Raw genomic sequence first — 23,157 nt, forward strand, 5'->3', positions numbered from 1 at the left:
TAAGAAGAACGGGTGCCGATAAGCGCACGTCGCCGTCCGGGCCGGCGAGTTCGACGTGTTCAGGCGCGGTCGCCGTCCCGCCGCGTCGCGGTGATGACAGTCGCGTCGAACTCCTCGCACGTCACCGATCGGGCCGCCAGCCCGCAGTCCGCGACCGCCTCCAGAGCGCGGGGCGCCTGCCGTTCGCTCGTCTCCACCAGCAGGGAACCGCCCGGCGCCAGCCAGGCGGGAGCACCGGCGGCGACCCGGCGGAGCACGTCGAGCCCGTCCGGGCCGCCGTCCAGCGCCACGCGGGGTTCGTGGAGGCGGGCCTCCGGCGGAAGGAGGGGCACCTCGTCCGCCGGGACGTAGGGCACGTTGGCCACGAGAACGTCCACGCGTCCGCGCAGCCCGGCGGGCAGCGGCTCGTACAGGTCGCCGTGGTGGACGTGCCCGCCGTAGGCGGCGACGTTGCGCCGGGCGCACCGTACGGCGGCCGGATCGACGTCGCCGGCGTGCAGTTCGACGTGCCCGTCCGCCTGGGAGGCGAGCGCCGCCCCGACCGCGCCCGAACCGCAGCACAGGTCGACGAGCACGGGGACGGGCGCCGCTTCCCGGCGGCGTCCGGTGACCGGCGGAGAGCCTCGGCGGCCTGACGTACGAGGAACTCCGTGCGCCGCCGGGGCACGAACACGCCCGTCCCGACCGCCGTCCGCATCCCGCAGAACCAGGCCCAGCCCAGGACGTGTTCGAGGGGTTCGCCCGATGTCCGGCGGCCGGCCATCGCGGCCAGTTCGCGCGGCGAACCGGCGGTGGAGATCAGGAGGTCCGCCTCGTCCTCGGCGAACACGCAGCCGGCGGCGCGGAGGCGGGCGACGAGAGCGGAACGTGGGAGAGGAGTGGGGAGCGGCGAAGTCATGCGGGCCTTTCGACTGGTGCCACGGGGGCTCCCTGCCGCCTACGCCAGTCCCGGCCGGGCGGCGGGGGAGAGGACCCCTTGTCGTGCTGCGGTGATCGGTCCCACCTCCTCATTCGCGCCGTACAGGAAGCACGGACGATACCCGAGCGTGCGGCTCTGCGTCCGGGGTGGGCCCGGCCGCCTCCGCCCGTCCCCGGGCGTCCTCACCCTGTGCCGGGAAGGATCGATCCGGCAGCGAAGCCCACCACGGCGGTGAAGGCCCGCACGGCGCGCTGGGTGATCGCGACGGTCAGCGTCTCCTCGCCGGCCTCCGCGGGGGAGTCCGGGCGGGAGGAGGGCTGCGACCAGTCGACCCACGCGGGTTCGTCCAGGTCGACGTAGCGTTCGAACTCGGCCTCCATGCGCACCAGATGGAGCAGACGGGACTGCCTGCCCCGGAGCACGAGATGAGCGCACTGCCTGGCTGCCTCCATCAGCAGCATGCCGGGTACGTGATCGACCGGATGGTCGAAGAGCCACGGGCTGGAGGTGACGACGCGCAGCTGCCGGCGCTCCGGGTCCTCGGCGGGGGCGAGAACAACGTCCCGTTCGCTCTCCCTCGCCACGAGCGCGGGGACCACCGGCTCCGGTGGTGGCAGGGCGGCCGACATCGCCTCGGCCGGGCCGGTGCGGGGACCGCGCAGCCGCGCGTACACCTCGGGGGAGTGGGCGCTGAAGACGGTCGAGGCCGTGCCCAGGGTGCGTCCCTCGCATGCGGCGGTCATCCTCACCGCCAGTCTCCGCAGCCGGCCGCCGGGCAGCGGCGGCCGGGACACGGACAGGCGCAGGACGACCTCGGCGGGTCGGTCCGTCACACGTAACAAGGGTGCGGCGAACGCGCAGTGGTGGCGGCTCCAGATCAACTGGTGGCCCGGGGGCACGCGGAAGACCGCATGGGAAAGCAGCGGCAGCACCTGCCGGGTCGTCTCCACCAGCAGCATCGGATCCTGCGTTCCGCCGCGGCCCGTCCGCCAGTAGCCGTGGTCCCGCGGCCACTGGGCCCCCACCTCGAACTCCCTCTCTCCGAGCCGACGCCAGCCGGTCAGCAGCACCTCCGTATGCGCCGCCTTGTGCACGAACTCGCGGGGGACGGGTGCCGAGTAGGCTGTGCTTTCCGGCAGGTCGGGCACTGCGGGGGTGGCGGTCATCGGCGGTCCTCCGGGTGGGATGGTGTCCAGAGTGAGTGACCTGTGCCGGAAACCATAGAACTTTGGTGGCGAGGCCGGATGGTGGCAGCGAGAACGAAACCGATGCAGCAACGCGCCGTCGAAACGCGGCAGTTGATCCTGGAGAAAGCGGCGGAGGTCTTCGACGAGGGGGGCTACAGGGCGGCGAGGATCGCCGACATCATGCACCGCGCCGGCATCACCCAGGGCGCCCTGTACTTCCACTTCTCCTCGAAGCTCGACCTCGCCCGCACGGTGATGCTCGCCCAGCGCGACGCCGTGGTGCTTCCCCCGGGGCCCGACGGTCTCCAGCGGCTCATCGACACCACGCTCCTGCTCGCCTTCGAGTTGCAGACCAACAAGCTGCTCCGCGCCGGGGTGCGGCTCGCCGTGGAGCAGGAGGAGATCGGCTTCGTCGACGACGCGCCGTACCGCGAATGGGCGCAGGTCTTCCGCGGCCAGCTCGAAGCGGCCGCGAAACGCGGGGAGTTGCGCAGCCATGTCGAGGTGGACCGCCTCGCGGTGCTGCTGGTGGGCTGCTACACCGGCGTGCAGCACTTCTCGAAGCTCGCCAACGCCCGCGCCGACCTTCCCGACCGCATCGCCGATCTGTGGCGCTACATGCTGCTGGGTATCGCCCCGCCGCAGGTCGCCGCGGAGATGGTCGTCAATCCGGAGCACCCGATGCTCGCGGCAGGCTGATCGTGCGCGTCGTGCTGAGCGGTGCCACGGGGTTCATCGGCTCGGCTGTCCTCGCACGGCTCAGCACGCACGCAGCGCCCGGCAACCGCGAACGTCCCAGTGCAGCAGGGGAGTTGGCCGTACGCGCCCTCACCCGCAGGCACGTTGCGCTGCCCGCCGGGGTGGAGCAGGTCCACGCCGACCTGGCTCGGCCCGAGTCCCTGGCCGGCGTCTGCGAGGGAGCGGACGTACTCGTGAGCGCCGCCTCCCACGTCGGTCCGGACGAGCAACGGTGCGGCCTGGTCAACGACGTGGGTACGGCCGCGCTCATGGAAGAGGCGCGCAGGGCCGGCGTCCAGCGGGTCCTGCACCTGTCGACGACGGCCGTCTACGGCCGGGGCCCCCACCGTGGCGCGAACGTCACCGAGTTGGAGCCGGCTCCCGGATCCGCCGCCAGCCGGAGCCGGCTCGCCGGGGAGACGCACGCGCTGCGTCAGGGCGCCCTCGTACTGCGTGCCGGACTCGTGACCGGTGAAGGCGACCGATGGGTCGTGCCGGCGCTGGCCGAACTCGCCCGCCGTGTGCCGGGGTTGTGGCTGGGCGGAACGGGGCGCCTCTCGCTCGTGGCCGTGGAGGACCTGGCACGGCTCGTCACGGCCGCCGCGCTCCGTCTCCCGGCGGCGGGCGGAGCCGTCCTCCACGCGGTCCATCCTCAGCCCGTACGTCTGCGGGACCTTCTCCGGACCCTTGCCGGCCTGGGGCTGTTGCCGCCGCTGAGTGGGGAGTTGACCTGGCCGGAATGCCTCTCCCTGATGCGTGCGAACCCCGGACGGATCCGTGAACGGCAGCTCGAACTGCTCGCACAGGACCACTTCTACGGCGGGGAATCGCTCTGGGACGCATGCCGATGCGACCCGGGACCCGGCCCGTTGGCGAGACTGCCCGGCGCAGCTGCCTGGTACCGCCGCCAACTCGGTCTCAGCTGAGGCATGTTGCGCAAGCACGTCGACGGGGCATCACTCTTCCACTCCTTCTCCTGCGGCTCTGTAGTCCCTTCCAGCGCATGAAAACAGAACACTTTGTATGTTTGTCTGGGGCGGCAGTTCTCCCCGTCAGCTGCTGCCCCTGACGGTCCGTTTCCCCGCGGACCCGTACGCACGAAGGGAACAGGCTCCATGAGGCAAGAGCGCGCAGAACTCACGCGGCACGCACTGACGATGGCCGCGGCGAGATCCTTCGACCGCTCCGGCTACCAGCGCACCACACTCTTCGAGGTGAGCCGTGCCGCGGCGATGAGCAAGGGCGCCCTGTCCTTCCACTTCGGCAGCAAGGAGGAACTGGCCGACACCGTCCGGCGCGAGGCGTGCACCCGTACCTTCCAGGCGACCGAACTGCTGCGGGCCAAGGCCCAGCCGGCCCTGCAGACGCTCATCGACCTCACACACCTCGTGGCCGAGCAGCTGGCCAACGACCATCTGGCCCGGGCCGCGGTGAAGCTGTCCCGCGAGCTGGAGACACCGCCGGACCCCGAGGTCAACCCGCTCGCCTGCTGGCGGCAGGTCTTCACCGAAGTGGCCGGGGAGGCCGAGAAGGACGGGACGCTGCGCCCCGAGACGACGGCGGAGACGGTGGCGGAAGTGGCCTTCGGCCTTGCCTCGGCGGCCCATACCGACCAGACGGACGGAGCAGCCGATCCGCATGAACGCCTCTCGGCGCACTGGCAGTTGCTGCTGTACGGACTGGTCTCCCAGCCGGGTCCCGAGCATCTGTGGATCGCGGGCACCGAGTCGGACTGGCTGCGTGTCTCCGGGTGCGAACTGCAGAAGACCGAGTGATCCGGCCGGGCTTGGCTGAAGCGATGTCCAAGCGGTGGCTTGCGGGGTCGACTCCGGCCGGCCGTGGTCCGGGAGCCGGGGGAGGGGCGTCAGCCGGGCAGGCCGCCCCGCGGCGGATGGGAGACCTGCCGACCTCAGGTGCAGGCGTTCCCCTGACCCCTCTTCGCCCTGAAGAGCCGAGGAGTCCCGCCAAGCATCACGTCTCGCGCCACGCTGTCCCCCGACGGCAGCGTGGTGCCCTCCGATCATGCCGTGTGTGACTGGCACCTTTCCAGGCGCGACCTTTTACGTGTAAGAACGGGGTACTCAAAAAAAGCCCGCACAGTCCGAGGAGCGCCAGAATGCCCCGGCTCGACGGCCCGCCCCACCGCCGGCAGGACCTGCAGACGTTCCTCAGGGAGGCCCGGGCACGGGTCGATCCCGCCGAACACGGGCTGGAGCGGCCGAGCGACCGCCGGGGACGCCAGGTTCCCGGCCTCACCCAGCCGCAGATGGACGTGCTGCTGCACAGTCGGACGGGCACCTACGGCAGCTTCGAACGCGGCGTGAAGACGAACCCGTCGACCGACTACCTCGACCGTCTGGCGCGCTATCTGAAGCTGAACCCGCAGGAGTGGGAATCGCTTTGGCGGCACACCTACGGGCACAACCCTCCCTACGCGCTGGACCCCGGCGCCGGTCTGGACGTCGCGCCCGTGTGGCGCCGCGTCGTCCACGAGATGACGACGATGGCCTTCCTGAGCAACATCTGCTGGGACCTGCTGGACTGCAACTCGGCCTTCGCGGAGATCTTCCCGGACGGCAAACCCCCCGAGAACGTCATGCGGTGGATGCTGCTGGACGACGTGGCGCGCGACGAAGTCCTCATGGACTGGGAGGACGAGTGGGCGCCGGTGATCATCCCGCAGCTCGTGGCCGTCCGGCGCGCCTATCCGGCCGATCCGACGCTTCAGGAGCTGGAGAACGACCTGCACGGCGACCCGCGTGCCGCACGCGTCCGGCGCAGGATCGCCGCTGCCTTCACCCGGCCCGACAGCGACGACCGCCCGCTGCGGCACCCCGTCCTCGGGCCCGGCAGGGCACGGCTCGGTGCGGCCGAACCGCTCGTCAACCCCGGGGCGCGGCTCATGGTCGTCGAGTTCGAGCCGGACCACCCCTGACCTGCCCCGGAGGGCGGGCCCGACCGTGCTCTGCCGTGCGCCGGAGGGCGAGCGTCCGCTTGCCGTGGCGGCGGTGGGTAGCATGTCCGCCATGAGGAGAAGGGGGAGGTTCGCGGCCCCGGCCGGCCCGGACCGCGGTCCAGCGGAGCCCCTGTGAGAACGCGTACACGGTGCAAAGCGGCTGGAGCCAGCTGCGGTGAGCCGAAGGGCCTGCTCCCCGGCGAGCCCGGGGGATGGCACCGGGGCGGACGCTGCCCCAGGTGCCGTACCGCGCGCTGGGCGGAGCTGGAGCGTGCGACCCGCCTCGGTCCGGACCGGCGTGAGGCCGTGCTCGCGGCGCTCCGCGCAGGCGTCACCCTCGACGCACCGGCAGGCGCACTGGGAGTTCCCATCGAGCACCTCGCCGCGTTCGCCCTCCGCGACAGCGAGGTCCAGTCCGCCCTCGCGGGACACTCGCTCGAACAGCAACTCCGGGCCAGGCGGCACGACTTCCTGACGGCGCTCAGGGAGACCGAAGGCGACAGGGAGCTCGCCGCCTGGGCCGTCGTCCTGGACGTGCTGGAGGCTGTCGAGTGGCTCGCCGATCCGGCCTACGCGGCCGAAGAGGCGCTGCTGCTGACCGCGGTCGCCGAGCGGGTGAGCCGCCCCCGGCGCCGGATCGCCGACGAACTACTGGACAGGGCGGCCGAGTTGCTCGAGACAGGTGCCACCATCACCGAGGCGGCACGCAGGGTGGGCGTCGCCACGGGTACGCTGCGCAGCCGCAGCGGGCAGCATCCCCGCCTGGCGGCGGCCCTCCCGCCGAAACGCTGAGCGCCCCCAATTCGCAGCCCGCAGTCCGCAACCCGGGGCGGCCCGCAGCTCGCGGTCGGCAGCGCCCGGGGACGGCGCGCCGCAGGGCGGCGCGATGCCCGTCCAGGACGCCGGTGGCCGCGCACCGGCGCCGCTTCCCCGTCCGAAGGGGCAGGTCGTGGCGGCGGCCCGTACGCGAAGTGTTCGTTGAACAGGATGCGCAACTGTCTGCGGTACGCGCAGCGCCCGTGATACGCACATGGTGGAACCCACGGCACACGTGTTCGCAGGGCGTCGCCGCCTCGCTGCCGCTGCGGCCGGGGGTTCCGCCGCGGGTCTCCGGCGGCAGAAGGCCGGCCGCCGGGTCCGTCATGAAAGTGCATGCGCACCGTCTGCAGAAGGAGACCACCATGGCGCACGCGAGCGGCATGCCGCCGACCTCTCACGCCAACCCCTCAGCCAGGCGTTCACGCCGCAAGAGCCCCGCCCGGATCGCCCTCGAAGTGGCCCTGTGGGCGGTGCAGCTGTACCTTGCCTACTTCTTCGTGACCGTCGGAGCCATCCCGGCACTGACCGCCGAGTCCGGTGCACAGGACACGTTCGAGAAGATCGGCATCGGCCTGTGGTTCATGTACCTCACAGGCACCCTCGAACTGCTGGGCGCCGTCGCGCTGCTCACGCCCTGGTTCTCCGGCCTGGGCGCGCTCGGCCTGATGGGCGTCATGACGGGCGCCTGCATCACGCACCTGACGCTGATGGACGGCAAGGGCGTGGAGACGCCCGCGATGATGCTCGTCCCGCTGCTCGTCATCGTCATCGGACGCTGGGGAACGATCACGCAGCTCCTCAACCGCCTCCGCGGCGGCGGCCGGTAGCGACGACCGCGAGTAAGGCCGGAACGGCCTGAAGACCTCCGGCCGCCCAGACTGCGATGAGAAGCGGGCGGCCGCGCGGTCTCCTCTCCGGTGGGTACGTCCGTACCCCCTCCCGGAGAGGAGACCCGCGATGAACCAGTCAGCCGGCACACCGTCGGAACCCAGGGGCGCCGTTCCCGTCGTCAGGGCGGCACGCGGCAGGGAACTGGCCCTGCGCTCCCTTCAGGCGCTCCTCGCCTTGTTCTACGTGTTCGCGAGCGCCCTGCCCAAGCTCATCGCCCATCCCTCCGCCACCGAGGGCTTCGAGCAGATCGGCTTCGGCATGTGGTTCATGTACGCGATAGGCGTGCTGGAACTCGCCGGCGGCATCGCGCTGGTGGTCCCGCGGCTCGCGGGGCTCTCCGCGCTGGCGCTCATCGCCTTGATGGCCGGCGCCTTCATCACCCAGGTCGCCGTCTTCGACGGCCGCAACGCCTACACGCCTCTGCTGCTCATGGTGCCGCTCGGTGCGATCGCGTGGGTTCGCCGGGGGACCGTCACGGCCCTCGCCGCACGTCTGCGCGGAACGGCCTGAGACGTCAGGAGCCGAGGACGGACCGCACCGCCTCGGGAGTGCGGCCGACGACAGCGCTCCCGTCGTCGGCGGTGATGATGGGCCGCTGGATCAACTCCGGGCGGGTGGCGAGGGCTTCGAGCCAGCGAGCACGGTGCTCCCCGTCGCGCGGCCAGTCCCCGACGCCCAGCTCGGCGGCGGCCGGTTCCCCGGTGCGGGTGATGTCCCACGGTTCCAGCGAGAGCCGGTCCAGTACGGCTTCGAGCTCCTGCACGGTCGGCGGCTGCTCCAGGTAGCGCCTGACCGTGTAGGAGGCCCCCTCGGCGTCCATCAGCGAGATCGCTGAACGGCACTTGGAACAGGCGGGGTTGATCCAGATCTCCATGCTTCGGCTGTCCTTCCGGTGGGATTGCGGTGCCCGGCCCAGGGCGGGCTCCTCGTTGCGGAACGTGCGTCGGTGAGCCGAGGGGCCCACCCCGCGGCGGGCGGCGAAGTGGTGCCGCAGGGTGTCTCCGCTGCCGAAACCGGCGCGTGCCGCCACGGCGTCCACCGGCAGTGCGGTGCTCTCCAGCAACTCCTCGGCGAGCTGCAGCCGTTGATCCAGCAGCCAGCGGTGCGGCGTCGTACCGGTCGCCGCCTTGAAGTGCCGGGCGAAGGTACGCGGCGACATGGCCGCACGGCCGGCCAGGGCCTCCACCGTCAGCGGCTCGTCGAGGTGCTCCTGCATCCAGTCGAGCAGTCCGGTGAGCCCGTATCCGGTCTTCGCCGCGGGCACGGGCATCTCGATGAACTGCGCCTGCCCGCCCGAGCGGTGTGCAGGCACGACCATGCGGCGGGCCAGCGCGTTGGCTGTGGCCGCACCGTGCTCGAGACGGACGAGGTGGAGGCAGGCGTCGATGCCGGCAGCGGCGCCGGCACTGGTGAGGACCGGGCCGTCCTCGACGTACAGCACGTCCCGGTCCACCCGCACGCGCGGATAGCGGCGCGCGAGGCGGTCGGCGAACTGCCAGTGCGTGGCGGCCCCCCGCCCGTCCAGGAGCCCGGCCGCCGCCAGCAGGAAGGCGCCCGTGCACACGGACAGCACACGGGCGCCACGGGCGACCGCCTCCCTCAGCGCCTCCACCAGCTCCTGGGGCGGGTCCGCTTCGAGCTGCGGCCAGGCAGGCACGGTGACGAGATCGGCGTCCGCGACGCGCTCCGGGCCGTGCCCGGCGAGCAGCGTGAAGCCCGACGTCGTCCGGACGGGACCGGGCGTCGCGGCGCACACGGCGAAGTCGTGCACGGGGAGGCCGTCGTCGGAGCGGTCCAGCCCGAAGACCTGGGCGACGACGCCCAGTTCGAAAGCGGCTGCCTGCTCGCCCACCAGCGCGACGACGTTGCGGAGCATGAGCCCATCATGGCAGAAAGTTCCGGGATCCTGACATCCCTGCCAGTATCGCTCTGAGCGGGAGCCGAGCAGGCTTCCGGCATGGACACCTGCACAGACCCGGCCGGGCAGTCCGGTCACACCGCTCCCGGCAGCGGCTCCGGTACCGGTGCCTTCCCCCTGCCCGGCACCACCGCCGCCACCGTGGCCGTCCCCGCACCGGGGAGCGGCCCCCAGCGCTGGGCCGGCGCGCCCAGCGCCCTGTACGACGCGGACGGCTCGCTCCTCCTCGCGTACCGCGTGCGGGATGCGGGGGAGGACCGCAACGTCGTCGCCCGCACCTTCGACGGCAGCACCTACACCGCCGTCGCGGTCCTCGAGAGCGGCCGCCTGGACGCGATGATGGTCGAACGGCCCGCTCTCGTCCGGACGCCCGCCGGCACCCTTCGCCTCTACGTCAGCTGCGCCACGCCCGGCACGAAGCACTGGTGGGTGGGCGTGCTGGAGGCGCCCACGGCGGAGGAGCTGCCCGGTGCGGTGCTGCGGCCCGTCTTCCGCGGCGATCACGCCACCGCCGTGAAGGACCCGGTGATCCGGTGCCGCGACGGGCGCTGGGAGGCGTGGCTGTGCTGCCACCCCCTTGACCGGCCCGGCCACGAGGACCGCATGTTCACCGCGTACGCGACCAGCGAGGACGGTCTGGAATGGCGCTGGCGGGGCCCGGTGCTCCGAGGGCGCCCCGGTGCCTGGGACGCCAGGGGCGCCCGGCTGACGTCCGTCCTCCCCGACGGCCGTGCGAGTTACGACGGGCGGGCCCGCGCGGAGGAGAACTGGTTCGAGCGGACCGGCCTCGCCGCCGGGGAAGTCGTGGACGGCGCCCCGCAGTTCAGCGCCCTGGGGCGGGAGCCGGTCGCCGACGTCCGCTACCTCGAGGTGCTGCCGCTTCCCGGAGCGGCGGGGCACCGCATCTTCTACGAGGCCCGGCTGCGGGACGGAAGCCACGAGCTGCGCACCGAGCTGATCCTCCCCGAGGAGTGGTCGCGCCAGCGGTGGTGCTCTTCGTCGTGCTCCAGCGGCACATCGTCGGAGCGCTCACGGCGGGTGCCGTCGAGACGTGACAGCCGTGGCGGCAGCGTGAGAGCCGCCGGTAGTCTGCGCGGATGACCGAGACCTGGGAGACGGGTGCCCCCGGCGTGCTCCGGCTGCCATCCGGGCGCTCCGTGCGCGGGCGCGGGCTGCGCAGGCCGCTGCCGCCCGGCCCGCAGCCCGCCTTCTCCGTGTTCCTGCTCGGCAAGCAGCCACCCGAAGTCCCCTGGGACTCACGGTGGTTGCGCTGGCCGGACTTCCGCGTGCCCAGCTCCCGCACCCAGGCCCAGGCGCTGCTCTGCGAGGCCTGGTCGCGGGCCGCGGACGAACGCGTCGAGGTGGCATGCGGCGGCGGACGCGGGCGCACGGGCACGGCGCTCGCCGCCCTGGCCGTCCTGGACGGCGTGCCGCCCGCCGAAGCGGTCGACTTCGTACGCCGGCACTACGACCCGCGCGCGGTGGAGACGCCCTGGCAGCGCCGCTGGGTGCTGCGCTTCACCGACTGAGGGAGCCGCCCGCCGGCGGACTTCCGCGGACGCGAAGCCGGTCGGGTCCGGTCACCAGTCCGGGTCGCGCCCCAGGACGGTCCGCCCCCCGTCGACCGGCACCGTCGCACCGGTGATGAACCCGGCGTCGGGGGAGAGCAGGTACGCGATGGCAGCAGCCGTCTCCTCGGGCCGTCCCACCCGGCCCAGCGGGTGCAGCGCGCGCAGCTCGTCCTCGACGCGCGCCGCCACTGCCGGGCCGGCGGCGGCGAGTTGACCGGTGTGGCGCTCCGTGGCGACGGAGCCGGGAGCGACCGCGTTGACGCGTATCCCGTACGGCCCGTACTCGACGGCCAGCGCCCGGGTCAGCCCTTCCACGGCAGCCTTGGCGGTGACGTAGGGCGTGCAGCCGGGGACGGCCCGAGTGGCCTGGTGCGACGTGACGTTGACGATGCTGCCGGGTGTGCCGTCCGCGAGGAACCGGCGGAGGGCCGCCGCGCATCCGGCGACCGCCGGGTCGAGGCTGCCCGCGATCAGGCCGAGCACGGCGGAGACCGGGGTGTCGTGGAGCGAGGCGTCCCGGAAGACGGCGGCGTTGTTCACCCAGCCCTTCAGCGTTCCGGCGCTCTGCGCGAGGTCCGCGGCCCGTTCGGTCACCGCGGGGTCGTCCGCGCTGCCGGTCACCGCGACGGCCCGGTCCGCGGAGGGGTGCTCCCGGACCCACTGGAGGGCGGCCGCGTCCACGTCGACCGCGACCACCGCGTGGGAATCGCGGAGCAGCCGCTCGGTGAGGGCCCGGCCGATGCCGCGGGCCGCACCGGTCACCACGTAGACGTCGCCCATGGGTCCGCCCTCCTCGCTTCGCGTCCTTCCGGGGCGAAACCACCCTTCCCTCCGCTCGCGAGCCATGTCAACTGCATCTGTCGAAGCACTTCGATTCCGCTCCCGTGGAGGGGGCGGGGAGCGGCACGCTCCGGCGCATCGGGGGCCCGGGTGCCGCCGCTGGACGCGGTCTCAGGTCGAGCCGCGCCGCACCAGCTCCAGCCGGAGCGCGACCTCCCGTACCGCTGCCGCCTCCTTGCCGGACATCCGCTTGCGCAGCAGTTCCAAAGCGGCCCTGCCGGACTCCTCGAGAGGCTGGCGGACCGTCGTCAGGTCCAGGGCTTCGGCGAGTTCGCTGTCGTCGAACCCGGCCACGGCCACGTCGCCGGGCACCGCCAGGCCGAGGCGCTGTGCCGCCCTCACGACGCCCGCGGCGAGGGTGTCGTCAGCGGCGAAGACCGCCGTAGGGCGCTGCTCGCCGGAGAGCAGCGAGGCGGCCGCTGCGGCGGACGCCTCCAGGCTGTGCTCCGTGAACCGCACGTGGGTTTCGCCGAGCGGGCATCCGGCCTCGGTCAGGGACGCGCGGAACCCGGACAGCCGTTTGCGGGTGGGGGAGAGGTGGTCGTCGGACTGCTGCCTCTCGCCGACGAACCCGAAGTCCGTGTGGCCCCGCCCCGTCAGGTGTTCCGCCACGAGACGGCCACCGGAGGAGTCGTCCGTGTGGATGGAGTCGAAGCCAGGGTGGCGCACGTCGACCAGGACGGCCGGCAGCCCCTGCGCCCGCAGGCGTCCGGCCGCGGCCTCCTCCAGCGGCAGGCTCACCACGAGGAGCCCGTCCAGCTGTCCGGTCAGCGGCAGGCTCGCGAGCAGGGGGGAGGCGCTGCGAGCGGCCGACTCCTGGTCGAAGACGACGACTTCGAGGGGCCGCCCCGCCGCCTCGTGCAGCACGCCGTTCAGCCGCCGGGCCGCGGAGGGATAGGAGGTGAAGGGCGCGAGCACTCCGATACGGCCGACGCCCTTGCGTGCCTTGACCACGGCCTCGGTCTTGGGCGTGTAGCCGAGGGCGTCCGCGGCGGTCAGGACGCGCTCGCGGGTCCCGGCGCTCACGCGGGCAGGGTTGTTGAGCGCCAGCGAGACCGTGGAGATGCTCACGCCCGCTTCCGCTGCGACGTCGTAGATGGTGGCGCGGCTCGGCAACTGCCCTCAGCTTTCCTTGACTTGACCCATGCGGGGCGCATCGTAGACCGGCGGGCCCGCGGGACGCCCGCGCCCGGCGGGGCGCCCGCGGCGCGGGGGAGGGGTCGGGCGGCCGTTCACTGGACGTCGAACTCGTTGCCCTCGGGGTCCGCCATGGTCACGTGGCTGCCGCCCTGCGCCTCGACCCTGTGCAGCACCTTCGCGCCGATCTCGGTGAGGCGGCGCACCTCCGCGTCGCGCTGCCCGGGGCCGACGTGCAGATCGACGTGGAGGCGGTTCTTGCCCTGCTTCGCCTCGGGGACGGCCTGGAAGAGCAGGCGCCTGCCCAGGCCCGTGCCGCTGGCGGCGTCGACCGGATCGTCGGGGTGGCGTACAGCGGCCAGCAGGCGCCAGACCTTACGGCCGTCGACCACGGTGTAGTCGTTCTCGCCGACGGCTCCGGCTTCGAGGAGCCGGTCGATGAGCGCGCTGTTGTCCTCCACCTCGTAGCCCAGGGCGAGGGCCCAGAACCGGGCGAGCTGCAGCGGGTCGGAGCAGTCGACGACGAGTTTCCAGTCCACGGCCATGGGGTCCTCCAGGGTGGGGAGAGCTTCGCGCGGCGGGGGCGAGGGGCGAGGGTCAGGGTGATGACGAGCGGCCGAGTGGATTCCGTGCGGCCTCCCCCGCTGAAACCACTTATACTGGTTACATGAACGCCGAGGCAACAGGCCTGGTCATGCACTCGCCCGACGGCACCCGATACGTCTTCGACCCGGGAGCCCTCTGCCTTGAGTTGCTCACCACGGGCGGCCCGGGCGGCCCGGGCGACCTGGCGGCCTTCGAGGTACTCCGCACACCTGGCGACCTGGCCGGATGGCTGGCGAGGTCACGTCTTGGCCTGGCCCGGGAGGACGTCCGGGTGACCGGCGGCGAACTGGCGGCGGCCCACCGGCTCCGCGACGCCCTCTGGGGACTGGCGCGCGCCGCCGCGCACGGGCAGAGGCGGGAGGCCCGCCATACGGCGGAGGTGAACCGCGCCGCTGCCCACCCTCCGCCCGTCCCGCGGATGGAGGAGGACGGAGCCCGCGGCTGGCAGCCGTCCGTAGCCGGCAGCCAGGCCCTCTCGGCCATAGCCCGTGACGCGGTGGAGCTGTTCACGGGTCCCTTCGCCTCCCGGGTGCGCGAATGCGGGGCGCCCGACTGCCGTCTCGTCTTCGTGGACGTCTCGCGCCCCGGCCGCCGGCGCTGGTGCGCGATGGAGCGTTGCGGGAACCGCCACAAGGTCCGGGCCCTTCGCGCCCGGCGCGTGAGGGACGACGCACGCGAGAGCGACGAGAAGGAGGAGTCATGACCAGACCCACAGGACTGACGAAGGACGCCGGCTACGAGATCGGCGTCTCCAAGACCCTGCCCGTGCCGCCCGGAGCGGTATGGGACTACCTGACCGGTCCGGAAGGCCAGGCGGCCTGGCTCGGCGAGGGCCCCTCCGTCGAGCTGCGCAGGGGTGCCCGGTACACCCTCGCCGACGGCACCGCCGGCGAGGTGCGCGGCTGCCAGCCCGGCGTCCGCCTCCGCCTGACGCGCCGTCCGCCGGAAGGCGGAGAGAGCACCGTCCAGTTCACCATCCAGGCGCGGGGGAGCAGGTCCGTGCTCCAGTTCCACCAGGAGAGACTCGCCGACGCGCAGGAGCGAGAACGGCAGCGGCACCACTGGCGAGCGGTGATGGAGCGCGTCACGTACGCGCTCACGCCCGCAGTCTGACCGCGCGGCACCCGGCCGGGCCCCGCACCCGGAGACGGAGGAGAGCGTGGGGACGGTTCACCCCGGGCCGGCGTCGGCCGCCTGGAGGAACCAGTCCTGCGCGGCCGCCGCGACCTGCTCCAGCGCGCCCGGCTCCTCGAACAGATGGGTCGCCCCGGGCACGACCTGGACGCGGTGCGTCTCCGGGAGCTCCTCCGCTGCCTTGCGGTTCAGCTCCAGTACGTGCTCGTCCCGGCCGCCCACCAGCAGAAGCACCGGCACGCGTACCCGTCCGAGGGCGTCCCCCGCCAGGTCCGGACGCCCGCCGCGGGAGACGACGGAGACCACGCGGTCCGGGCGCTCCGCCGCGGCCACGAGAGCGGCCGCGGCACCCGTGCTGGCACCGAAGAGGTGCACAGGCAGCGAGCCCGTCGCCGGGTACTTCGCGAGCCAGTCGACCGCGGCGGCGGTGCGCTCGCCCAGCAGGGCGACATCGAAGCGGAACTCGCCGCTCACCGCGTCGGACTGCTCCTCGCCCTCGGTGAGGAGGTCCATCAGCAGCGTGGCCCATCCGTTCCGGCGCAGCGCCTCGGCGACCGCCCTGTTCCTGGGGCTGTGCCGCGAGCTGCCGCTGCCGTGCGCGAAGAGGACGACGCCGCGGGCCGAGGGCGGCACCTCCAGGTCGCCCGCGAGCTCCACGCTGCCCGGCGCGGAGACCGAGACTGCTTCCGAGACCGTCACAGATTCCCCTTCCGGCCGGCTGTCCGTACTCCTCCCAGGTAGCCGTGGTTCCGGGGTCGTATGCATGGGACGGGTCCGTGCCTATGGGGCCGGCGGACTCTTCGTGGCGGCGGACTCCTCGCGGCGGGCTCCGCGCCCGGTGCGGGCGGAGGCGCCGACAGCTCAGTGCCGGTAGACGCGGAAGTAGTCGAACTCCGCGGTGGCGCCCTCGCCGCCCATGGAGACCAGGCCCGTCCGCAGCTCGCTGTCGCCGGGCAGCGTCCACGTTCCGCCCGCGATCCACGTCCGGCCGTCGCGGCTGGTGAACGCCTGCACGCGCCGTTCGCCGCTGCGATGGTCCCTGGTGTGCCTCAGCCGCAGCCAGGTGGTCGCGGCGGGCGGCCCCACGGAGGTCGAGCCGTAGGAGATGTCGCCCTCGTAGGGCTGCTCCTTGCCGTACTCGGTCTGCCGGGTGTTCCAGATGGCCGCGTGGGACAGGCGCAGGTACCTGTCGTCGTCGACGTACGCGATCAGCCCGCCCTGCTGGAAGTTGCGCTCCTTCTCCTCGCCCAGGTCGATGCCGAGCTTCGTCTCGACCGTGAAGTCCCCCTCGGGGGCCTTCCGCAACATGACGGAGGCCGTGTTGTCGTCCTTGTGCAGGTCGGCGTCCTGCGTGGGCCAGACGTACTGGCCCTTCTCCACCCGTCCCGCGGGATCACGCACCCACTGCCAGCCCGGGCGGGGCTGCTCGCCGTCGAACTCGTCGCTGCGGGACGCGTCGAGCCGGCCCGGCGTGCCCGGTGCGTGCTGCTCCGCTCCGGGCCGGGCATCGGGGGCGTGGCCCGGGGGGCCGGTGACGGGGGCGAGCTGCCGTCCCTCGGAGGCGCCCTTGCCTCCGCGCACGACCGGCCAGCCGTCGACCCAGTCCAGCCGGTCGATGAGCATGGGGCGGCGGTTGATGCCGTACGGCTCGTCGAGGAACGGGTCGGACCGGTCGATGGCGTGGTAGAGCATCCAGTCCTGTCCGGCCAGGTCCTTCACGACGGCGTTGTGCCCCGTGCCCACCCAGCGGTTGCCGTTGGGGGTGAGCGCGATGCTCCCGCCCGTACGGGAGGCCGTCAGCGCGACGCCTTCGCGGTCCTTGAACGGTCCGCGCACCGACTTGGAGCGCCCGACGAAGACCGAGTACCCGGTCGTGGGCCCGGCGCAGCAGTCACCGGAGGAGGCGAACAGATACCAGTAGCCGCCCCGCCGGACGACGTAGCCGCCCTCGAACCTGTTGTCGGTGGCGACCTTCGTCGGCTTCCCCACCGTCCGCCTGCCGTCGGCCGACAGCTCGGTCACTTCGATGCCGCCGTAGTACGAGCCGTAGTAGAGGTAGCGGCGGCCGTCCGTGTCGACGACGTGGGCGGGGTCGAACGTCCACAGGAAGTCGTCCTCGTCCCCGCTGCCGCGCCTGGGTTCGACGACGGGCTCGTCGTGCGACTTCCACGGGCCCGCCGGGTGGGACGCGGTGGCGACGCCGATGGCGCTGTCGTCCTTCTCACCGGTGGCGTCGGTCTGGGTGACGACGTAGTAGAGCCAGTAGCGGCCGTCGTGGTAGCTGATGTCCGGCGCCCAGTAGGCGGCGTCGTTCTTCTCGTCGGCCCAGTCGGGGGCGTTGTCCTCGTCGAGGGCGTCGCCGACGTAGGACCAGTCGACGAGGTCGGCCGAGCGGGCGATGGGCAGCGAGTGCGGCTCGCCCTCGCCGCTGCGGAGCGGGTCGGTGGTGCCGAACGCGTACCAGTAGCCGTCCTTGCCGCGTACGACAGCGGGGTCGGCGAAGGTGTCCGCGAAACCGCTCGAGACCGGGTTGCGGTAGGTGAGTGCCCGCGCTCCGGGGCCGTCTGACCTGGCGTCGGCGGAAGCGGACGCACCGTACGAGTGCGGCACGAACGCCAACGGGATCAGCAGAGCCGATCCTGCGAGCGTGCGACGGATGCGTGCACCGGAACTGCTTGACATCACTGGCCCTCCCCGGGTCCTCACAGCGGCACGCTCGTTCTATAGCCGTAGGTACAACGTTGTAAAGACTGGTGCGGGGACTGCTCGTCACCATGACAAAGACCTTGGAATCACCTCCCGTTCCGCCCCCGAGCCCAGTTCGCGCCGGGCCTCCGTGCGGGCGGGAGGGGTGGAGAGACGCCGCAGCCGCCCACCGCTGCGGAAGCGGTGGACGGCTGCGGGAGGCGGCCGGGCACTCAGGCCGCCGGGCCGGGGCCCGTCCTCAGGACTGGGGCCGCCTGCCGTGGTTGGCCGCGTTCTTGCGACGTGCCTTCTTCTTGCGGCGCCGCTTCGATGACATGCCGGCTCCTTTCTGTGGTGCTTGCCGGGTGCCCCGTCAGGCGGCTGTACGTGCGTACGCCCGCCGGCGGGCCACCAACGGTTCGTGAGCAGCACCCCACCATGCGCGCCCCGTCATCTCCAAACGGGCCCGGCCCCGGGGCCGGTCAGTAACCCCGCACGTCGGGCCAGGCGCGCTCGATCCCCTGCTGCTCCAGCAGCCGGCAGAACTCCGCGCTCAGCGTCTCGTCACCGTGCACCTGCTGGGGCTCGGCACCGCGCTCCAGGCAGAAGACGGCGAGCAGCGAGGCGGCCTCCCCGATGTTCCACTCCACCGGATGGAGGCGAAGGCAGCCGTTGGAGATGTGCGTGGCGCCGAGGTTCTTGCAGGCGGGCAGCAGGTTGCGTACGCGGACGGGGACGAGGGACCCCAGCGGGATCTGGAACGGCACGCTCGGGATGTCGATGTAGTTGTCGCCGCCCGTCGACGGGTGCAGGTCGATGCGGTACGAGCCGATGCCCACCGAGTCGGCGTGACGCGTGCCGCCGTACGGGCCGGCCACGTCGAGGGAGACGTCGTTCTCCGTGACGGTGTGCAGCGCCCGGATGCGCCGGGACTCCCTTACGTACGGCGCCTTGGCCAGGCCGTCCGCCGTGCCCGTCACATCCGGACGCAGCCTCAGGCCGGGGAAACCGGTGCCGCCGTCGGCCCGGGGGGCCTCGGTCTGCAGCCAGTGGAGGAGCGAGAGGCTCAACTGACGTGCCTGGTGCAGGTGTTCCGCAGCGGTCGCCTCGTCGACGTCGACGATCGGACCCAGCCAGTAGTCGTTCATCGGCCAGTTGACCAGCGTGATGTCGGAGGGGACGGCGCCCGGCGCGTGCAGCCCGCGGGCGAGGATGCGGCGGAACATCCACAGCTCGCTGTCGCCGTGGTCGCGAGCCGGGTCGGCGAGCTGCGCGACCGGCTCGTCCGGCGGGTTGGGCTCCAGCCACCGCTCCCGCGGCTCGAGCGTGCTCGGCACGGGGGCGGTGAAGCTCAGCAGCGGCCCCGTCCAGAAGTCCGGCTCGTACGCGCGCCAGGCGTCGTAGCCGTCCGGACGGTCGATCGTGTGGTCCTCCCCTTCGTGGTGGGAGAGGGCGAAGGTGACGGTGAAGCTCTGGATGTTGCCGGGGGCGGCGGTCCCGGGCGCGTGGGCCTCACCGTGCTCGTCCGCGCTCTCGGCCCCGATGACGTACTCGGCTCCCGCCGCGGGGAGCACGTCGCCGTGGTCGGTGGCGTCGAGGAAGAACGGCGCGGTCAGGACGGTGGACTCACCGCCCGGCCCGCGCACGTGCAGGGAGCGGACGCGGTCCCCGTCCGTCTCCGCGCCGCTGACGCGGTGGCCGAGCAGCACGGTGAGCCGTCCCGCGGCGATGTGCGGCGCGAGACGCGCCTCGATCACCGACAGCGCCGCCCGGGGCTCGTGGCAGAGCCTGCTGACGCGGCCCGCTCCGGGGTTGAGCGCATTCCAGTCCCTGGCCCGCTCCGTGAGCGGATACCACGTGCGGTAGTAACCGCGGATGTCCTCGCGCAGCTGCCGGTAGGACGCCGTGCAGCCGAACTTCTCGATCCAGGGGTGCTCGTCCGGCGGCACCGCCTGGGAGGTGAGCTGGCCGCCCAGCCAGTCGGTCTCCTCCGTCAGGACGACGCGCCGTCCGAGGCGGCAGGCGGCGAGCGCCGCGGCGACCCCGCCGAGGCTTCCGCCGGCGACGACGAGGTCCGCTCGAATCTCAGGCATGGCTTGCGTGTTCTCTTTCCGTGGCTGTGCCCGCACGCCGCCCTCGCGGGGTGCGGCACGCGGATCGTGCTGGTCACCGCCGGTCCCGAAGGGGCCGGCCGGATGCATCCCTGCCCTGGCAGCACGGCCTCAAGGGTGCGGATCTCGGGGGCGGGGAGCGGACGCCGGCGGACCCGCGCGTGCCGTGGAGGGCGGAGCGGCGTGCGCTCACCGTTCCAGAAGCAGCGCGTCGCCGATGGCGCGTTCGCCCGCGGGGTCCGAGGGCCGCGTGATCAGCGCACCGCCGAGGGTCATGCCGGTCGAGCCCCCGCCGTCCAGGTTCATCGCCCGCACCGCCCCGAGCGAGGCCATCAGCCGCGCCGTCTCCGTCACCGAGAGACCGTCGCTGTAGCCGGGCTGCCTGCCCTCCGCGGTGACGAGGAGGATCCGCCCCCGGCGGTCCACGCCCAGGGCGGTACGCGGATTGCGCTTGAGGCCCCACGCGTAGGCCGCCGAGGGTTCTCCCGGCCGGTCGATGCCGTCGGCGCCGAAGTCGACGGAGACCCGGCCGTCGCGCACGAGTTGCGGGCCGCCGTTGACGATGTCGTCGCCGGCACCGAGACGCACCCTGCGCCCGCCCTCGTCGAGGACGCGCTCGCGCACCTTCAGGACCGTCCCGGGCCTCGCGTGCGCGCGGAGCCAGCGCGCGCCCGCTCCCGTCCCCGCGAGCACCTCGCCGCCCGCTGGCACCTTCCCGCCGCGCGCCCGCAGTTCCAGCACGCGGCCGGTACGGTCCAGAGCTGCCTCGACGCCCTTCCCCGCAGGGGTGGAGGTTCCCAACTGCGCGGTGAAGAGGACGAGTTCGTGCGGGTCGGTGCATGTCACGTCGTGCAGGGGGAGTTCGGTCGGGCGGTCCCCTCCCACGCCGCCGCAGTTGCGGATCAGGCCGGGCTGCCGGTTGACGCCGTCGACCGTCCTGGTCGCTCCGCGACCGGCACTGCCCTCCGCTCTGACGCTCAACTCCGTGCGCAGACGGACCAGTTCGGGCCGCAGCCCGTCGCCGCGGAGCACCGCCGCGATCCGGCCGTTCGTCGCCGCGCTCCGCAGCCGGCCGTCCTGCGCCGCCACTCCGGCGGCGGCCCCGGGCACGCCGTCCTCGTCCTCCATCACGAAGAAGCCGGCGTTCACGCCGAGCAGCGCCCCCGCCCGTGAGGAGAGCGTGGTGAGTCTCTCCCTGCCTGCGACGGCGGCGCCGTCGTCGCTGCCGAGGGAGCCCCGGAAGCGGCGGGGGTCGATCACGGCCGCGTTGACGCGGGTACGGCCGCCGCGTCCCGCGCCGTCACCGCCTGTCCACTCCGTCGCCGCCGCGAAGCCCGCCTCGCCGAGCTCCGCGCGCTGCTCGTCCGCCTCCTCCTTCGAGGCGTGGCTCCCGACACGCACCCGCATCCCGAGGGTCCCGTGCCGGTCGGCGGAACCGCGGGGCCAGTCGACGCGCTCCGTGCGGGGTGCGAACCCCGCTCGGCGGAGGCCGCGGGCGGTGTCCCGGGCCTGTCCGGCGCTGAGGATCTGGGCGCCGTCCTCGCTGACCGTCACGGTCCAGCGTGCACTCCCGCCGTCCCGGAGAAGACCGGAGTACAGGTCGGCGCCCGGGGCGATCCGCTGGCGGTCCCAGCCCGACAGCGCTCCGGGCACCCGGGGTCCGGGCCCGTCCATGCCGTCGGCGTCCGCCGGCGGCGCCGTGAGGAGCGCGATGCTGACGGCTGCCAGCGCGCCCGCCGTGCCGGCCGTGCGCATGCGGAAGGGGCGGACGGTGCGGCGGGTGCGGACTCGTGAACTGGCGGCCATGGACTCTCCACTGAGGCAGGTCGGGCGGGCGGCGGAACGGCGGTGCCGCGCAGAACATACTGTCCGCGACGGCCCCGTCGGCAGCCCGCGTTCCGGATACCGGGCGGCGGCGCTGCCCGCTGGCGCGGTGTGCTGTGATGTGGTGCGCAGCCGTCCCCGCACGTCGCAGGAGCCACAACATGAGCGCCCGAGAAGCACCGTGGTGGCGTGACGCCGTCGTGTACCAGGTCTATCTGCGCAGCTTCGCGGACGCGGACGGCGACGGTACCGGCGATCTGCGGGGCCTGCTGGGGCACTTGGACCATCTGGCCGAGCTGGGCGTGGACGCGCTCTGGCTCAACCCCTTCTACGTCAGCGGCGAGGCGGACGCCGGATATGACGTCATCGACCACCGGGCGGTCGATCCCGCGATGGGCACCCTGGCCGACGTGGACGAACTGATCGAGCAGGCACACGCACGCGGACTGCGCGTCGTCGGCGACATCGTCGCCAACCACACCTCCGCGCAGCATCCCTGGTTCCGTCAGGCCCGGTCGGGCGGCCCCGGCGACCCCATGCGCGCCCGCTACCACATCGCGCCCGGCCGCGACGGCGCGCCGCCCTCCCAGTGGCGGTCGCTCTTCGGCGGGTCCGCATGGGAGCCGCTCGGGGACGGTGAGTGGTATCTGCACCTCTTCGACGTCGAACAGCCCGACCTCGACTGGGGCCATCCGGAGGTCCGCGCCGACGTCGAGGCCACGGTGCGCTTCTGGCTCGACCGCGGCTTCGACGGGCTGCGCTTCGACGCCGCGGGGGCCCTGGCGAAAGCACCCGGCTACCCTCCCGCTCCCGAGGGAGAGCGACGCCCCGGCGACGATCACCCCTTCAGCGACCGGCCCGAAGTGCACCGCATCCACCGCCGGTTCGCCGAGATACTCGCGGAGCGTCCCGGCCGGTACGGGGTGGCGGAGACCTGGGGACCGGCCTGGCTCGGCGAGCCGTACATCCGTCCCGGCGGACTGCAGCAGGCGTTCGCCATGGACGTCGTCTTCACACCCCTCGACGCCGAAGCCCTGGGCCGCGCCGTGCGTTCGTACCTGGAAGCGGCGGCGCGGCAGGGCAGGCGTCCGGCCTGGCCGCACGGCAACCACGACGTCACGCGGGCGGCGTCCCGCTGGGGGAGCGAGGGCGCTCTGGCCGTGCTGTGGCTGCTGCTCGCCCTGCCCGGCGCGACGTACCTCTACGCCGGCGACGAGCTGGCCCTGCCCGAAGTGCAGCTCGCCGACGAGGATTTGAGGGACCCCTCGTGGGTGCGCTCCGGCGGGACCGACCGCGGCAGGGACGGTGCACGCGTGCCGCTGCCCTGGACCCGTGCCGGCGAGGGCCACCACGGCTTCTCCCCGCCGGGGGCCCAGCAGAGCCCGTGGCTGCCGCAGCCGCCCGGCTGGGGCGAACGAAGCGTGCAGGCCCAGCACGAGGACACCGGCTCGGCGTTGAACAGGGTCCGCGGTGCGCTGCGTGCCCGGTCGGGCCTGCGGGAGGCCCCGTGGCCCGAGTGGCTGCCCGCTCCGGACGGGGTGCTCGCCTTCCGGCGGGGCGAGGTCGCCTGCGTGCTCAACTCAACAGGCGAGTCACTGCCGTTGGAGACATGGGGCGGCGAACTGCTCTCCTCCAGCCGCCCGTTGGATGCGGAAGGCCGGCTGCCCTCACCCGGAACGGCCTGGCTGCGCTGACGCGCGGCGAGCGCGGCCCGCACCTCTCAGCCGGCAAGTCCGCGGCCATGGGCGGCAGACGAGTCCGCGTCCATCAGGACGAGAACGCACCGCGGTCATGCTCTGACGACGCGGAGCCGGGTGACGC

At 73.1% G+C, this 23,157-nt stretch carries 22 protein-coding genes and 2 pseudogenes; 12 read left to right on the forward strand and 12 right to left on the reverse strand.

The window, feature by feature from the left end; genetic code table 11:
* Positions 1–59: 59 nt before the first annotated feature.
* Positions 60–898: pseudogene (locus IEY56_RS01905) on the reverse strand (putative protein N(5)-glutamine methyltransferase).
* A gap of 203 nt (positions 899–1,101) precedes the next feature.
* Positions 1,102–2,085 carry a ScbA/BarX family gamma-butyrolactone biosynthesis protein gene (locus IEY56_RS01910; protein WP_189035251.1) on the reverse strand — a complete coding sequence of 328 codons (984 nt, stop codon included), beginning with the start codon at positions 2,083–2,085 and terminating at the stop codon, positions 1,102–1,104.
* Between the two features lie 102 nt (positions 2,086–2,187).
* On the opposite strand from IEY56_RS01910, the gene IEY56_RS01915 reads away from it, so the two are divergent.
* The 7 genes from IEY56_RS01915 (at position 2,188) to IEY56_RS01945 (ending at position 8,020) form a co-directional block, all read left to right on the forward strand.
* Positions 2,188–2,805: a ScbR family autoregulator-binding transcription factor gene (locus IEY56_RS01915; RefSeq protein WP_189035252.1), complete on the forward strand. Its 618-nt coding sequence runs from the start codon at positions 2,188–2,190 to the stop codon at positions 2,803–2,805.
* A gap of 11 nt (positions 2,806–2,816) precedes the next feature.
* Complete coding sequence (locus tag IEY56_RS01920) at positions 2,817–3,770, forward strand: NAD-dependent epimerase/dehydratase family protein (protein WP_229711466.1); 954 nt, start codon at positions 2,817–2,819, stop codon at positions 3,768–3,770.
* A gap of 189 nt (positions 3,771–3,959) precedes the next feature.
* Entirely contained in the window at positions 3,960–4,619 is a 660-nt protein-coding gene (locus IEY56_RS01925) for a TetR family transcriptional regulator (protein WP_189035253.1), read from the forward strand.
* 341 nt (positions 4,620–4,960) lie between these two features.
* On the forward strand, positions 4,961–5,779 hold the full coding sequence (locus IEY56_RS01930; RefSeq protein WP_189035254.1) for an MmyB family transcriptional regulator: 819 nt from the start codon (positions 4,961–4,963) through the stop codon (positions 5,777–5,779).
* Between the two features lie 153 nt (positions 5,780–5,932).
* A complete protein-coding gene (locus tag IEY56_RS01935; protein ID WP_189035255.1) occupies positions 5,933–6,592 on the forward strand; it encodes a hypothetical protein in 660 nt (219 codons plus the stop codon).
* 389 nt (positions 6,593–6,981) lie between these two features.
* A complete protein-coding gene (locus IEY56_RS01940; RefSeq protein ID WP_189035256.1) occupies positions 6,982–7,446 on the forward strand; it encodes a DoxX family protein in 465 nt (154 codons plus the stop codon).
* A gap of 130 nt (positions 7,447–7,576) precedes the next feature.
* A complete protein-coding gene (locus IEY56_RS01945) occupies positions 7,577–8,020 on the forward strand; it encodes a DoxX family protein (protein WP_189035257.1) in 444 nt (147 codons plus the stop codon).
* A gap of 4 nt (positions 8,021–8,024) precedes the next feature.
* Here IEY56_RS01945 and IEY56_RS29185 read toward each other — a convergent pair whose 3' ends face one another.
* Positions 8,025–8,384: an ArsC/Spx/MgsR family protein gene (locus tag IEY56_RS29185; RefSeq protein ID WP_444544886.1), complete on the reverse strand. Its 360-nt coding sequence runs from the start codon at positions 8,382–8,384 to the stop codon at positions 8,025–8,027.
* Between the two features lie 42 nt (positions 8,385–8,426).
* Positions 8,427–9,386 (reverse strand): annotated as a pseudogene (locus tag IEY56_RS01950) (helix-turn-helix domain-containing protein); the annotation flags it as partial.
* Positions 9,387–9,467: 81 nt separating this feature from the next.
* Between IEY56_RS01950 and IEY56_RS01955 the strand changes: the two are divergent.
* Positions 9,468–10,529 (forward strand): hypothetical protein, encoded by a 1,062-nt coding sequence (locus tag IEY56_RS01955; protein ID WP_189035259.1) that lies wholly within the window; start codon positions 9,468–9,470, stop codon positions 10,527–10,529.
* Complete coding sequence (locus tag IEY56_RS01960) at positions 10,526–10,957, forward strand: protein-tyrosine phosphatase family protein (RefSeq protein ID WP_189035260.1); 432 nt, start codon at positions 10,526–10,528, stop codon at positions 10,955–10,957. Before IEY56_RS01955 ends, IEY56_RS01960 begins: the two co-directional genes overlap by 4 nt.
* A 51-nt stretch (positions 10,958–11,008) precedes the next feature.
* On the opposite strand, the gene IEY56_RS01965 is transcribed toward IEY56_RS01960, so the two are convergent.
* From IEY56_RS01965 to IEY56_RS01975, 3 genes are all read right to left on the reverse strand, one after another.
* Positions 11,009–11,779, reverse strand: coding sequence for an SDR family NAD(P)-dependent oxidoreductase (locus tag IEY56_RS01965; protein ID WP_189035261.1), 771 nt, complete (start codon positions 11,777–11,779; stop codon positions 11,009–11,011).
* 171 nt (positions 11,780–11,950) lie between these two features.
* Complete coding sequence (locus tag IEY56_RS01970; protein ID WP_189035262.1) at positions 11,951–12,955, reverse strand: LacI family DNA-binding transcriptional regulator; 1,005 nt, start codon at positions 12,953–12,955, stop codon at positions 11,951–11,953.
* Between the two features lie 116 nt (positions 12,956–13,071).
* The gene (locus IEY56_RS01975; RefSeq protein WP_189035263.1) at positions 13,072–13,521 is read right to left on the reverse strand and encodes a VOC family protein; all 450 of its coding nucleotides are present in this window, start codon (positions 13,519–13,521) and stop codon (positions 13,072–13,074) included.
* Between the two features lie 122 nt (positions 13,522–13,643).
* Here IEY56_RS01975 and IEY56_RS01980 point away from each other — a divergent pair, with 122 nt between their 5' ends.
* Positions 13,644–14,285 (forward strand): CGNR zinc finger domain-containing protein, encoded by a 642-nt coding sequence (locus IEY56_RS01980; protein WP_189035264.1) that lies wholly within the window; start codon positions 13,644–13,646, stop codon positions 14,283–14,285.
* The gene (locus IEY56_RS01985; RefSeq protein ID WP_189035265.1) at positions 14,282–14,695 is read left to right on the forward strand and encodes an SRPBCC family protein; all 414 of its coding nucleotides are present in this window, start codon (positions 14,282–14,284) and stop codon (positions 14,693–14,695) included. The genes IEY56_RS01980 and IEY56_RS01985 overlap by 4 nt, the downstream gene beginning before the upstream one ends.
* A 57-nt stretch (positions 14,696–14,752) precedes the next feature.
* On the opposite strand, the gene IEY56_RS01990 is transcribed toward IEY56_RS01985, so the two are convergent.
* The 5 genes from IEY56_RS01990 to IEY56_RS02005 all read right to left on the reverse strand — a co-directional run bounded on the left by IEY56_RS01990 (position 14,753) and on the right by IEY56_RS02005 (position 21,318).
* Entirely contained in the window at positions 14,753–15,415 is a 663-nt protein-coding gene (locus tag IEY56_RS01990; RefSeq protein ID WP_229711468.1) for a dienelactone hydrolase family protein, read from the reverse strand.
* 162 nt (positions 15,416–15,577) lie between these two features.
* The gene (locus tag IEY56_RS01995; protein ID WP_229711469.1) at positions 15,578–17,398 is read right to left on the reverse strand and encodes a glycoside hydrolase family 43 protein; all 1,821 of its coding nucleotides are present in this window, start codon (positions 17,396–17,398) and stop codon (positions 15,578–15,580) included.
* Positions 17,399–17,660: 262 nt separating this feature from the next.
* The gene (locus tag IEY56_RS29020) at positions 17,661–17,738 is read right to left on the reverse strand and encodes a 50S ribosomal protein bL37 (protein WP_373292019.1); all 78 of its coding nucleotides are present in this window, start codon (positions 17,736–17,738) and stop codon (positions 17,661–17,663) included.
* Between the two features lie 145 nt (positions 17,739–17,883).
* Positions 17,884–19,494: an FAD-dependent oxidoreductase gene (locus IEY56_RS02000; protein ID WP_189035267.1), complete on the reverse strand. Its 1,611-nt coding sequence runs from the start codon at positions 19,492–19,494 to the stop codon at positions 17,884–17,886.
* A 207-nt stretch (positions 19,495–19,701) separates the two neighbouring features.
* On the reverse strand, positions 19,702–21,318 hold the full coding sequence (locus tag IEY56_RS02005) for a phosphodiester glycosidase family protein (protein WP_189035268.1): 1,617 nt from the start codon (positions 21,316–21,318) through the stop codon (positions 19,702–19,704).
* Positions 21,319–21,497: 179 nt separating this feature from the next.
* Between IEY56_RS02005 and IEY56_RS02010 the strand changes: the two genes are divergently transcribed.
* A complete protein-coding gene (locus tag IEY56_RS02010) occupies positions 21,498–23,030 on the forward strand; it encodes an alpha-amylase family glycosyl hydrolase (RefSeq protein ID WP_229711470.1) in 1,533 nt (510 codons plus the stop codon).
* The last annotated feature ends 127 nt before the right edge of the window (positions 23,031–23,157 follow it).

The sequence above is a fragment of the Streptomyces daqingensis genome (genome assembly GCF_014645895.1).
GTDB lineage: Bacteria > Actinomycetota > Actinomycetes > Streptomycetales > Streptomycetaceae > Streptomyces > Streptomyces daqingensis.